The 12,893-nt window shown below is 66.4% G+C and carries 12 protein-coding genes; 5 read left to right on the top strand and 7 right to left on the bottom strand.

Translation table 11 applies throughout. From position 1 onward, the window contains the following. Window positions 1-276 precede the first annotated feature (276 nt). A complete protein-coding gene (locus WCE39_RS05095) occupies window positions 277-900 on the bottom strand; it encodes a cation transporter (protein WP_095209458.1) in 624 nt (207 codons plus the stop codon). Between the two features lie 94 nt (window positions 901-994). Here WCE39_RS05095 and WCE39_RS05090 point away from each other — a divergent pair, with 94 nt between their 5' ends. Continuing rightward, complete coding sequence (locus WCE39_RS05090) at window positions 995-1,390, top strand: MerR family transcriptional regulator (protein WP_095208871.1); 396 nt, start codon at window positions 995-997, stop codon at window positions 1,388-1,390. Window positions 1,391-1,398: 8 nt separating this feature from the next. Here WCE39_RS05090 and WCE39_RS05085 read toward each other — a convergent pair whose 3' ends face one another. The 6 genes from WCE39_RS05085 to WCE39_RS14285 all read right to left on the bottom strand — a co-directional run bounded on the left by WCE39_RS05085 (window position 1,399) and on the right by WCE39_RS14285 (window position 8,050). Beyond that, entirely contained in the window at window positions 1,399-1,992 is a 594-nt protein-coding gene (locus WCE39_RS05085) for a cation transporter (RefSeq protein WP_095208872.1), read from the bottom strand. Between the two features lies 1 nt (window position 1,993). Then, a complete protein-coding gene (locus WCE39_RS05080) occupies window positions 1,994-5,170 on the bottom strand; it encodes an efflux RND transporter permease subunit (protein ID WP_191728980.1) in 3,177 nt (1,058 codons plus the stop codon). Window positions 5,171-5,192: 22 nt separating this feature from the next. Then, the gene (locus tag WCE39_RS05075) at window positions 5,193-6,173 is read right to left on the bottom strand and encodes an efflux RND transporter periplasmic adaptor subunit (protein WP_343275612.1); all 981 of its coding nucleotides are present in this window, start codon (window positions 6,171-6,173) and stop codon (window positions 5,193-5,195) included. Continuing rightward, entirely contained in the window at window positions 6,170-7,450 is a 1,281-nt protein-coding gene (locus tag WCE39_RS05070) for a TolC family protein (RefSeq protein WP_343275611.1), read from the bottom strand. Before WCE39_RS05070 ends, WCE39_RS05075 begins: the two co-directional genes overlap by 4 nt. A 56-nt stretch (window positions 7,451-7,506) precedes the next feature. Then, on the bottom strand, window positions 7,507-7,899 hold the full coding sequence (locus tag WCE39_RS05065; RefSeq protein ID WP_096009489.1) for a hypothetical protein: 393 nt from the start codon (window positions 7,897-7,899) through the stop codon (window positions 7,507-7,509). A gap of 61 nt (window positions 7,900-7,960) precedes the next feature. Next, window positions 7,961-8,050, bottom strand: a complete 90-nt coding sequence (locus WCE39_RS14285) for an SEC-C metal-binding domain-containing protein (protein WP_225218078.1) — start codon at window positions 8,048-8,050, stop codon at window positions 7,961-7,963. Window positions 8,051-8,661: 611 nt separating this feature from the next. Here WCE39_RS14285 and WCE39_RS05060 point away from each other — a divergent pair. The 4 genes from WCE39_RS05060 to WCE39_RS05045 all read left to right on the top strand — a co-directional run bounded on the left by WCE39_RS05060 (window position 8,662) and on the right by WCE39_RS05045 (window position 12,836). Further along, window positions 8,662-9,075: a beta-lactamase hydrolase domain-containing protein gene (locus WCE39_RS05060; protein ID WP_175498188.1), complete on the top strand. Its 414-nt coding sequence runs from the start codon at window positions 8,662-8,664 to the stop codon at window positions 9,073-9,075. A gap of 218 nt (window positions 9,076-9,293) precedes the next feature. Then, the gene (locus tag WCE39_RS05055) at window positions 9,294-9,695 is read left to right on the top strand and encodes a CopL family metal-binding regulatory protein (RefSeq protein ID WP_343275609.1); all 402 of its coding nucleotides are present in this window, start codon (window positions 9,294-9,296) and stop codon (window positions 9,693-9,695) included. A 103-nt stretch (window positions 9,696-9,798) separates the two neighbouring features. After that, the gene (locus tag WCE39_RS05050; RefSeq protein ID WP_343275608.1) at window positions 9,799-11,652 is read left to right on the top strand and encodes a copper resistance system multicopper oxidase; all 1,854 of its coding nucleotides are present in this window, start codon (window positions 9,799-9,801) and stop codon (window positions 11,650-11,652) included. A 5-nt stretch (window positions 11,653-11,657) separates the two neighbouring features. Then, the gene (locus WCE39_RS05045) at window positions 11,658-12,836 is read left to right on the top strand and encodes a copper resistance protein B (protein ID WP_343275607.1); all 1,179 of its coding nucleotides are present in this window, start codon (window positions 11,658-11,660) and stop codon (window positions 12,834-12,836) included. The last annotated feature ends 57 nt before the right edge of the window (window positions 12,837-12,893 follow it).

Here is a 12,893-nt window from a genome sequence, read left to right as displayed (position 1 = left end):
AAAGCTCGCCAGCGGCTAGATGTGGGCCTCGAGATAGCCGCTTTGGGTCGGCAACGGCCCTCCTGCGCGGCGGGCTGCTTCCGGCCAGAAGCGGACGTTCTGGCTGACCCGAACTGCCGCTTCGAATCCACTCTTTCAGAGGGTCGGCAGGGATTCGTGTAAAAAACGGCCAAAGGTGAGCTTACTGCCTGTCATAGCTGACTTTCTTGGCCGCTCCAGCCACGCTTCAGAACGGAGCATTTCTTCTTCGAGGACCGGACAACGGGCCGTAACTCGTTATTTCACCTCGTCCCGGTAACTCCGCCAAGCCATGCGGAGTACCCGAGCGGAGGACCGCAGAAACATCAGCAACAGTCCACCGGCGATGACCAGATCGGGCCAGCCGGCATCGAACAGCCACACGCCGGCGGCTGCCAGCAGCACCGCAACACCCTCGTACAGGTCATTGCGCGAGCACTCCCAGGCCGATGACATGTTCACGTCGCCAAAGCGGTACGGGGTAAGCAGCCACAGGCACAAGGCGTTGAACGCAAGATTGATCACGGCGGCGATGCCGATGGCCTCGAAGATCGGCACCTCCGGGTGGGCCAGGCGCCAGCCGATCTGGATGGCGACCGCAACCGCGGCACCGAGGATCAGCAATCCCTTGAACAACGCCACCCTGGCCTTGGCGCGCAGGCTCGCGCCGATCACTGCCAGGCTCAGCAGATAGGTCAACGCATCACCGAGGTTGTCGAGGCTGCCCGACAGCAACGAGGACGAGCCGCTGTAGATCGCTGCGGTGATCATCATCACGAAGCTGGCGATGTTGATTGCCAGCACGATCATCAACACGCGCCGCTGCCCCGCCTCCAGGGCGCGGATATCCACCGTGCTTCCGCAGCCGCACGAATCACTCATGATCATGTCTCCGAGTCGAGCGGGCGTCCGAGGATTTGCGGCCCGCTTCCAGGTCGGCGATCCTAAACCCCGGAGTCGCTACAGAGTCAAGCCCATGAAGATCGGAGAGGTCGCGGAGCGCAGCGGGTGCCATCCCGAAACCGTGCGCTACTACGAGCGCATCGGGTTGTTGCCTGCCCCGCCGCGCACGGCGGGCGGGTATCGCGACTACCGTCCCGCCGACGCGGATCGGCTGCGCTTCATCAGCCGCGGACGCGAACTGGGCTTCTCGCTGGAGGAGATCCGCAGCCTGCTGGGCCTGGCCGAAGACGACGGGTTGTCCTGCCAGGATGTCGACCGTCTTGCCCGCGGGCACCTGCTGGACATCCGGAACCGGCTAAACGACCTTCAGCGGATGGCCTCGGAGCTCGAACGGGTGATTGGCAGTTGCAGCGGCGGCGAGCGCGGCCAGTGCGCCATCCTCGACACGCTGCGCCACCCGCCATCCTAGGTCGGCACTCAAGCGTCCTCTTCGCCACGGGCATCCTGCAGGATCTCGATGCCCCCTTTCAGGGCGATCGCCGCCACTGCGAGCCCCACGACGAGGTCGGGCCAGGCCCGCCCGGTCCACAGCACCAGTCCGCCACCCACGAGCACGCCTGCGTTGGCGATGAAATCGTTGGTGCTGAAGGTCGTCGCGGCACGCACGTTCACATTGGCCTGCCGGATTTTCTTGAGCAGCCACACGCATGTCGCGTTTACCAGGCCGGCCCCCAGCGCCATCACCATCATCGTCGTACCAATGGGCTCGGCGTCACCCAGGAACCGACGGCCCACGTCGACCAGGATCCCAGCGGCGAACAGGATCAGCAGCCAGCCGGACACTTTGGCCGCCGACCGTTTCCAGGCTTGTGAGCGACTGAGTGCGAGCAGGGTGATGATGTAGACGGCGCTGTCGGACGCATTGTCCAGTCCATTTGCGATCAGAGCGCTTGAGCCGGCGGCGACGCCCGTGACCCCGAACCCCGCGGCAAGCGCGAGGTTCAGGGCGAGGACGATCAACAGGATCCGGCGCTGGTGCGCGTCGTGTATCTCGATCTTCTCTTCACTCAACTCAGTGGGCCTCCAGTTGCGGCTTCGCTGCGTCGCCGCGATGCAGAAGACGGTAAAGGGTGGGCAGGACAAGCAGGGTGAGCAGCGTTGAAGACACGATCCCGCCGATCACGACGGTGGCGAGCGGACGCTGCACCTCCGCGCCCGCGCCGACATTGAGCGCCATGGGGACGAAGCCGAGCGACGCGACCAGGGCGGTCATCAGCACGGGCCGCAGCCGCCCGAGGGCGCCGTTGAAGACCGCGTCGTCCAGCGACTGGCCTTGTTCGCGCAGGTTGCGAATGAAGGCGATCATGACCAGGCCGTTGAGCACGGCCACGCCGGACAGCGCGATGAAGCCGACGCCTGCGGTGATCGACAACGGGATGCCGCGCAGTGCCAGTGCGGCCACACCGCCCGTCAGGGCCAGCGGCACCCCGCTGAACACGATCACCGCATCCCTGGCCGAACCGAACGCCATGAACAACAAGCCGAAGATGAGGACCAACGTCACCGGTACCACGACTGCGAGCCGTTGGCTGGCCGAGATCAACTGCTCGAACGTGCCGCCGTAGTCGATCCAGTAGCCCTCGGGCACGTCCACCTGCTGCCCGACGCGCTGCTGCAGCTCTTCGACAAAGCTACCCAAGTCGCGATCACGCACGTTGGCGGTGACCACCACCCGGCGCTTTCCATTCTCGCGGTTGATCTGGTTGGGCCCCAGCAGGCTTTCGATCTTCGCGACCTCCCGCAGCGGTACGGTCCGCGCGGTCGCCCAGCGTGGCTCCAGGCTCGACCGGTCCGCGTTCGCAACGTCGGGCAAGGGGATCGGCAGATCCTGAAGGGCAGTCGGATCGACACGCATCTGTTCCGGCAACCGGACCACGATGTCGAAGCGGCGGTCGCCCTCGAACAGCTGGCTGGCAACCTGACCACCGACCGCGGTGGCAATGGTCTGCTGCACGATCCCCGGATTCAGGCCAAAGCGCGCCAGCGCCGCACGATCCGGGACGATCGTCAGCAGTGGCAAGCCGGTCGCCTGTTCGGTCTTGACGTCCGCCGCGCCATCGACCTGCCTGGCAACCGCCTCGACCTGTTCGGCGACCTCGATCAGCATGTCCAGATCATCGCCGAACACCTTGACCGCCACGTCCGCACGCACGCCGGAGATCAGCTCGTTGGTCCGCATCTCGATCGGCTGCGTGAACTCGTAGTTGTTGCCTGGAAGCGTCGCCACCGCCGCCTCGATCTCCTCGAGCAGCACGTCCTTGGGCTTGCTCGGGTCGGGCCACTGCGCGCGTGGCTTCATCATCAAGAAGGTGTCCGCCACGTTCGGCGGCATCGGGTCGGTGGCCACCTCCGCCGTGCCGATCTTGCTGAAGACCCGCTCCACTTCAGGAACCTGCTGCAGGCGCTCCTCAACGGCGAGCTGCATCTTCACCGACTGCTCCAGGCCCGTGCCTGGGATACGGATCGCGTGCATGGCGATGTCGCCCTCGTCCAGGCTGGGAATGAACTCGCTGCCCAGGCGCGTGGCGACCAGCAGGGACACGGCAACCAGGGCGAGTGCCCCGCCAAGGACCCAGTTCTGCCGGCGGAGCGACCAGGCAAGCAAGGGCTCATAGCGGCCTCGCGTCCACTGGACCAGCCGGTTCTCCTTCTCCTGGACGCGATTGCCCATGAAGATCGCGATCGACGCGGGAACGAAGGTCAGCGACAGCACCATGGCGCCGGTGAGGGCCAGCACCACCGTGATCGCCATGGGATGGAACATCTTTCCCTCGATCCCGGTCAGGGCGAAGATCGGCAGGTACACCGCGGCGATGATGAACATGCCGAACAGGCTGGGCCGGATGACCTCGACCGTGGCGGTAGCCGTCAGGTCGTTGCGTTCTTCACGTGTCAGCGTCCGGCCAAGCCGATGCTGCATCTCGCCAAACCGGCGCAGGACGTTCTCGATGATGATGACCGCGCCATCGACGATCAGCCCGAAGTCGAGTGCACCCAGGCTCATCAGGTTGCCCGAGACGCCTCCGCGCACCATTCCGGTGATCGTGAACAGCATGGCCAGGGGGATGACGGCTGCGGTGATCAGCGCGGCGCGGAAGTTCCCCAGTAGCAGGAACAGGACCACGATCACCAGCAGGGCGCCCTCGACCAGGTTCTTCGAGATCGTCTGCATGGTGCGTTCGACCAGCCCGGTGCGGTTGTAGACCGCCGTTGCGATAACGCCTTCTGGCAGGCTCGCGTTCGCGTCCTGCAGCTTCGCCGCCGCGGCCTGCGCGACGCTGCGGCTGTTGGAGCCGACCAGCATCGACACGGTGCCCAGCACGACCTCTTCGCCGTTCTGGGTGGCCGCGCCCGTACGAAGCTCCGGGCCTTCACCCACCTGCGCCACGTCGGCAACCCGGATCGGCAGGCCTTCGCGCCGGTCCAGCACGATGTTGCGGATCTCGTCGATCCCGCCGACCTGGCCGGGCACGCGCACCAGGTACTGCTGGCCGTTGCGCTCGATGTAACCGGCGCCCATGTTCTGGTTGTTGGCCGCCACCGCGTCGACGATGTCATGCAGCGTGAAGCCGAGTGCGACCAGCCTGGACGGGTCCGGCGTGATGTGGATCTGCCGCTCGAAGCCGCCCATCGTGTTGACTTCGGTCACGCCCGGGGTGTTGCGCATCTGCGGCCGGATCACCCAATCCTGCAGGGTGCGCAGGTCGGTGGCGGTCCACGGCGTGCCGTCCGGTTTGACCGCCTCGGGCGCGGCATCGATGGTGTACATGAAGATCTCGCCCAACCCGGTCGAGATCGGCCCCATTTCGGGTTCCAGTCCCTCTGGGATCTGCGAGCGGATCTGCTGCAGGCGCTCGGCCACCTGCTGCCTGGCGAAGTACAGGTCGGTGCCGTCCTCGAACACCACGGTGACCTGCGACAAGCCGTAGCGCGACAGCGAGCGCGTGTAGTCGAGCCGGGGCAAGCCGGCGAGTGCCGTCTCGATCGGATAGGTGACCCGCTGCTCGGACTCCAGCGGAGAGTAGCCGGGCGCCTCGGTGTTGATCTGCACCTGGACGTTCGTGATGTCCGGCGTTGCATCGATCGGGAGCCGGGTGAAGCTCCAGATGCCTACTCCGATCAGCCCGAGGGTCAGCACCAGCATCATCCAGCGATGCCGGATCGAGAACCGGACGATCCGCTCCAGCAGGCCCGGCTGGCGGCCTATGGCGTCAGTGGTCATGCGCCGCGCCTTCCTTGCCGATGTCCGCCTTGATCAGGTAGCTCTCCGCGACGACCACCTCCTCGCCTTCACTCAGGCCCGAGAGGATCTGCACCTGCGTGGCATCGCGGGCACCGAGTTCGACGTGTCGGGTCAGGTACGTCTCGCCCTCACGTACGAACACGGACTCCTGGCCATCCATCGACTGCAGCGCGGTCAGCGGCACCATCAGGTCCACCGGTTCCTGTGCGACCGTGATCCGCGCCTTGACTGCTGTGCCCGGCCGCCATTGGTTGTCGGCGTTGTCGATCGTCGCGCGTGCCACCGTGCTCTGGCTGGCGGTGGCCATGCCCGGCAGCACGCGTTCGAGCGTGGTTCGGACGGTCTCGCCATCGCTCATGCGGGTGACCGCCACCGGCACGCCGGGCTGGATGTGCTGGGCGTCCGCGCCAAAGATGTGGAGGTCGACCCAGAGCTGCGAAAGATCGGCGATTTCGAACAGGGGCGCACCTTCGCTGGCCAGGCCGCCGACCGAGGCACTGCGCTCGACGACCACGCCGGAGATCGGCGCGGCGACGCTGTAGGTGCTCAGGCTCAGGTTGCTCTCGATCGTCGCCAGCACCTGGCCGGCGCGGACCGGGTCGCCGACGTTGGCGCGCAGCGAACGGATCGGGCCCGGGAAACGGGCGGTGACCTGCGCAACGCGACCCTCGACCGGGGTCAGCAGGCCTTGCACCTCATGCTCGTCGGCGATCACGCCGGGGCCGACGGGCCGCGTCTGGATACCGGACTTTTCGGCAATTTCGGCAGGGATGACCGTGCTGGCGATTTCACCCGCTTCATGACCGTGTTCGTCGGCCTCGGTGCCGTGGTCGGCGGCCTCGTCAGCATGGGCGTCGTTTGCCGGCTGGCTAGGCTGGTCCGGCTCACCACTGCAAGCCGCCAGGCTCAAGGCCAGCGCCAATGCCGGGATCAGGTGGACAGGCTTCATGGGGTTGCTCCTTGGTTGTCTTGCGGGCCCGGGCCGGCGACGAATGCCTGGCCGGTCAGCCGCTGGATCTCGATCAGGGCGCGCTGGGCTTCCAGCGCAGCTGCCAGCTGTTGCTGCCGTGCGGCGGCGCGCTCCGCCTGCAGGCTCGACCACTCCAGATAACTGGCGGCGCCTGCGCGGTACGCGGTGGCGGCCGCTGCTTCGGCCTTGGCCAGACGTGGAAGCACGTCCTCACCCAGCCGCTGTGCTTCCAGGCGGGCCACCCCGAAGCGGCCATGCGCCTCAGCGAGGGTGGAGTAGAGCGACAGCCCCACGGCCTCCCGTTCGATTTCCAGCGCTGTCAACTCGGCGCGTGCGGCACGGATGCCCGGTTGTGCCCGGCGGGTGGTGCCCAGCGGGATCGAGACACTGCCGACCAAGCCGAAGTCATCGCCGTCCGCCATCCGTCGCACGCCCACCTGCCAGTCGAAGTCCGGGGTCGCTTCGCTGCGTGCCAGCTGCAGGCGTGCCTCGCCAATGCGCTGCTGATCGACGAACTGCGCGAGCTCGGGAGTGCGTTGCAACCAGTCGGCGAGTACCGCGAAGTCCGCGATCTGGGGCACGGCGAGCAGATCGCCCCCGAGGATCTCGAATGCGGGATTTCGCTCGCCCCACAGGGCCGCGAGATGCTGGCGGGCGGCCGCCTGACGTTGCCGGGCGCGAGCGCGATCCAGTTCCGACCGCGCGAGGGCGGCCTGGGCGGTGAGTACGACCGATTCCGGCGAAGCGCCGGCCTCGTGACGCCGGCGCGCCGCAGCAACGGTGCGTTCGCGCTGGTCGACGTCCAACTGCGCAAGCTCGCCTTCGCGTTGCGCACCGACGACCGCCAGGTAGCGGCGGGCCACTTCGGCCAGGAGATCCAACCGCTGCGCCTCGCGCTCGATGGCCAGCGCGTCGATCCGGCTTTGCGCGAGCGTGCGGCGGGCATCGAGCTTGCCGCCGCGCTCCAGCACGGAGGCGAGGCTCAGCGTGATCTCGGCGCCATCCAGGCCGCTGGCCGGGCCGGTACCGAGCACGTTCTCGACCTCGGCTCCAGCGACCAGCGCCGGGCGCAACGAGGAGCGATCCAGTTCGGCTTTCAGGGCCTCATGGCGGGCACCAAACAAGCGTAGATCGGGATGGGCGTCGGCAACGCGAAGGAAAGCGTCGTCCAGGGTGAGGGGGTCGGCGGCGTGCGTGGGGAATGTCACGGCACACACGGCGACGAACGCGGCCAGGGCCGCTGATCGCAAACGCATGGGGGTTGCTCCGATGAATCGAATTGACGGGAGTCGGCATCAGGCCGACGGCGCGGTCATCCGAAGATCGGAGGCTTGAATGGGCTCGGCAGACGCAAGGCGGCCGGGGGCGATGCTTTTTCGACCCCCATTCGACCGGCGACCGGTCGAGTAGAAAATGAATCCAGGACCGGCAACACGGCCGCGGCTGAACCACAGCAATGGGCGAAATCCAGTAACAGGTGCAACGTCTCCGATCCGTCTTGATCGTGCGCGTCCGCCGCGGCGAACTCCGCGCCCGGATCGTTGGCATGCGGGCCGTGGCTGTGCGCGCCCGACGGATCGTGCGCGAGCTCATGCATTTCGCCAGCGGCTGTCATCACCGGTTGGAATGCCAACCCCAACGCAAGCACACCCAGCACGACGACGCGCAGGAGCGGCAACAAGAAGCGGGGATGCAGGCGGGTCATGGCCGCGCAGGGTACCTGCGGATGATGGGGTTATACAATTCCGCTGAATGCGTCGAGAGGGCTACAGGGAAAAGGCGCGTTCCAGTTGTCGGCCATGGCACCGCTTGTACTTGTTTCCGCTGCCGCACTGGCACGGCTGGTGATCGCGCAGCCCCGACGACAGTGCGTGTCCAGGAACTGGTGCGCCTGCTGCAGCGGTTCGATTTCATGCGCGGGGACACTGACCTCGCCGGGAGCCGCCGGGATGCCCCGGCTCAGTCTCTTCCTGGGGGCTCTTGCCGTTGCATGGGCTGCTAGCCCTTCGATGGCAGACAGCAATACCCGGACTGCGCTCTACGAGGTCATGCGGTCGGGCTTGGCTGCCTGAGTGATCCGTGGGACGAAGTGGTGCGCGATGTTCCAACGAGACGTCCGCTTTGGGTCGAAAGGAGCCATCCGCCCTACCCCCGATAACCAGCCCTAATCTGCAGCAAGGTCTGCCCCGGCCACTTCCAGCGTTGAGGTAAAGGCCTCCGAATTGGTCGAACCAGCTGTTGGACCAGCAAGGACCAGGACGGGGCCCCGCTGATGGCGGCATCAGCGGCACAGCCGTACTTTTGAACGCATGAAGTCCAGACCATCCCGCACCGCCGGTCGCATCCGGGCCCTGACCTGGCCGCTGGCCGGCGTGCTGCTCTGGTTGGTTGCGCCTCCACACAGCCGGCAAGCCGGCATGCCGGCGCTGCGTCGGCCGCGTCATCTGACGAGGTGCCGCTGCAGGCAGTGACCAGCGGCCTGTTTACCTCCGGCCAGCCCGCGCCTTCCCAGTGGGCTTCGATCCGCTCAAGCGGGGTTACTACCGTCATCAACTTGCGTCTCGACGAGGAAATGGCCGGGCGCGATGAAGCATCCGAAGTCGTCTCCGCCGGCATGGCCTACCGCCAACTTGATGTCGGTGGGGTCCAGGAAATCACCGATGCGAACGCTGCGCAGGTACAAGCCTGGATCGACGAGGCACCGGGTCCTGTGCTGCTGCACTGGGCTTCCGGCAATCGCGCCGGCGCGCTGCTGGCGATGGTGGCCGCACGCAACGGCGCGCCACCGGAAGAGGCCCTGGAGCTGGGGCGCCGTGGCATGACAAGTTTGCAGGAACCGGTGCGTGCCCTGCTTGACCTTAAAATGGTGGACACCCCTTAATCAGGCCAGCAGCAAAGAGGCGCGCCTTGCGCCACCGGGCTGGAGCAGTGCCGCACGGGGAATTGGCGATCCAACTGCCGATGCTCGAGAACGCCCCGGCGACGTGGAAGTTCTGATTGGCCCGGGTGCGATCGGCGACGCGGCTGCGTTTCCGGTGCATTCATCCAGCGTTTAGATCCGAACGTATAATTGGGCGCATGTCTTTGCGTGCGCTCCTGATGCGGGTGTTCCTGATCGTTGCCCTGTTGGCCAACGGTCCGGGCATTGCTGGGGCGGCCATGCATATGGATCATCTGAGAGACTCCGCGGGCGACGTGACCTCCGTGGCCGCGGCGCAGACACGAAGCGAGGCCATGGCTGCCTGCCACGGCACAACGACCCCGCCGGTGGCCTACGATCACAGTCACCCGCGGCCCGCTGAGCTGGCCGAGGCGAAATCGCCGTTGGGCGATTGCTGCCAGGCGGGCGATTGCTGTGCGTGCATGCACCATTGTTTTGCGGCACTCGTCGGTTCAACACTCGGCAACGTCTCCGTCCTGTATCGGCAAACCGCCGAGCCCTTCCTGTCGGTGCACGCGTCCGCTGCCCTGACCAATCTGTTCCGACCTCCGATCGGCTAAGTGTCGCTGCACGCCTCTTGAGGCGTTGATGGACCCTGTCCGCTGTTCCGCACCGACAGGGCAAGGCTCGCCCCGCGAGCCTTCGACCTTTCCCGGAGTTCCCATGTCATCCGATTCTTTCGGCCGTGCCGAGGGGCTGTCTGCCCCGTCGCGCCGCCGCTTCGTGCAAGGCCTTGCCGCCGGTGGCGCCGTTGCAGCCTTGGGCCTCTGGCCGCGTTCCAGTTGGGCCGTCCAGGCTGAGGGCGTACCCAACGTGCTCTCGGGCACCGAATTCGACCTGACCATCGGCGAGACGCCGATGAACTTCACCGGCGCCACGCGCCCCGCGATCACGGTCAACGGATCCGTTCCGGCGCCCCTGCTGCGTTGGCGCGAGGGCACGACTGTCAACCTGCGGGTCCGCAATGCCCTGCCCCCCGGTTCCATCCATGGCGACCAGGCGTCGATCCATTGGCACGGCATCCTGCTGCCGGCCGACATGGACGGCGTGCCCGGGCTGAGCTTCAACGGCATCAACCGTGGCGAGACCTACCAGTACCGCTTCAACGTCGTGCAAGGCGGCACCTACTGGTACCACAGCCATTCCGGTTTCCAGGAGCAGGCCGGTCTTTACGGGCCGCTGGTGATCGAGCCGCTGGAACCCGAGCCCTTCGCCTATGACCGCGATTACGTGGTCATGCTCACCGACTGGACCGACCTCGATCCGAAGCGCCTGTTCACCCGGCTCAAGAAGCGGTCGGACTTCGACAACTTCTCCAAGCAGACGGTCGGCGATTTCTTCGACGACGTGAAGCAACACGGCCTGGCCGCCACGGTCGAGGACCGCAAGATGTGGGGTCAGATGCGGATGACGCCGACCGACCTGTCGGATGTCAACGGCAACACCTATACGTTCCTCATGAACGGCACGACGTCGCTCGGCAACTGGACCGGGCTGTTCCGGTCGGGCGAGAAGGTTCGCCTGCGCTTCATCAACGGGTCGGCGATGACGTACTTCGACGTGCGCATCCCGGGTCTGAAAATGACCGTGGTCGCGGCCGACGGGCAGTACGTGCATCCGGTCACGGTCGACGAGTTCCGCATCGCAACCGCCGAAACGTTTGACGTCATCGTTGAACCGACGGGGCAGGATGCGTTCACCATTTTCGCGCAGGACAGCGGCCGCACCGGCTACATCAGCGGCACGCTCGCCGTCAGGGAAGGCTTGCGGGCGCCCGTGCCCGACGTCGACCCCAAGCCGCTCCTCACCATGGACGATATGGGCCACGGCGGAATGGGCGGCGGCGGCCACGACATGTCCTCGATGTCGCACGGTGCGATGGCCGGCGGCTCGATGGCTGGCATGGGCCACAGCGGCCACGACATGTCGTCGATGGCCGGAGGCGCCATGGCCGGCGGAAGCATGGCCGGGATGGATCATGGTGCCGGCGGGATGCAGGAACACCCTGCCAGCGAAACCGGAAACCCCCTCGTCGACATGCAGACGATGGCACCCGCGCCCAAGCTGGATGATCCGGGCATCGGCCTGCGCGACAACGGTCGCCGCGTGCTGACCTACGCCGATCTGCGGAGCACCTTCCGCGATCCCGACGGGCGCGAACCCGGCCGCACGGTCGAGTTGCACCTGACGGGCCACATGGAGCGCTTCGCGTGGTCCTTCGACGGAGTGAAGTTCGCTGACGCGGAGCCCCTGCGCCTGAACTACGGCGAGCGCCTGCGGATCGTGCTGGTCAACGACACGATGATGTCGCATCCGATCCACCTCCACGGCATGTGGAGCGATCTCGAGGACGAGGCCGGCAACTTCATGGTGCGCAAGCACACCATCGACATGCCCCCGGGCACCCGACGCAGTTACCGGGTGCGTGCCGACGCACTGGGCCGCTGGGCCTACCACTGCCACCTGCTCTACCACATGGAAGCCGGCATGTTCCGCGAAGTGCGGGTGGAGGAATGAGCGCCATGATCCGTTCCAGCCGCCATCCCCTGGCCATCGGCCTGGCCTCCGCACTGTCTCTTGCCGCCGGGTTCGCGCCGGCTTGGGCGCAGCAGACGGACCACACCGCGCACCACCCGGAAGCGAAGCCGGCTGCAACCCAGCCGCCGGCCAAGCCTGTTGACCCGCACGCCGACCATGAGCCGACTCCGCCAGACAAGAGTTCCCATGATCACGGGAGCATGGACCACGGAGACATGGACCACGGCGCCATGAAACATGGGGCTGCGGACACTCCCCGCAGCGACCACTCCACGATGGACCACTCCACGATGGATCACTCCACGATGGATCACTCCACCATGGACCACTCCCAGATGGATCATTCCGGGATGGATTACTCCGGAATGGATCACTCCGGAATGGATCACGCGTCCATGGGCCATCAGCCTGGTGCCAGCCAGGATCTCCCACCCACGGCCGAGCCGCACGTGCCCATCCCGGTTGTCACGCCGGCAGATCGGGCCGCGGCGTTCCAGGACCTCGACGCGCACGTGGTGCACGGCGAATCGATCAACTCCTATTGGGCGCTTGATCGGCTCGAGGCGTGGGACGCGGATGAGCACGGGACCGGCATGGCCTGGGAAGCGAAGGGCTGGATCGGATCCGACTTGAACAAGGTCTGGCTTCGCAGCGGGGGCGAGCGTGCGGGCGGCTCCACCGAGTCGGCGGACGTGGAAGTCCTGTACGGCCGTGCGATCGCACCATGGTGGGACGCGGTCGCTGGTGTCCGCCATGACTTCGGCTTTGGCGGCAGCCCGTCGCGCACCTATGCCGCGCTCGGCGTCATCGGCCTTGCCCCGTACAAGTTCGAAGTCGAAGCCACGGCCTACCTGGGCGAGTCGGGCCAGGTCGGGCTCGCCGCGGAAGCCGAGTACGAAATGCTGTTCACCAACCGGCTGATCGGCCAGTGGCTGATCGAGGGCGAAGCCTGGAGCAAGGACGATCCGGCGGCGGGAATCGGCAGCGGACTGAGCACGATCGAAGCCGGCTTCCGCCTGCGCTACGAGTTCCGTCGGCAGTTCGCCCCCTATGTCGGCGTGGTCTGGGAGCGCGCTTACGGCGGGACGGCGGACCAGCGTAGCGCGCAGTCCGGAGACATCGACGACACCCGGATCGTGGCCGGTGTTCGAATCTGGTTCTGACCAGGAACTGGACATTGAAACCAGGCACCCCGAAGCACGCCTGTGTGATCGGCGTTG

The sequence above is a fragment of the Luteimonas yanweni genome (assembly GCF_039548475.1).
GTDB lineage: Bacteria > Pseudomonadota > Gammaproteobacteria > Xanthomonadales > Xanthomonadaceae > Luteimonas.
This window is presented reverse-complemented; position numbering and strand designations above follow the sequence as displayed.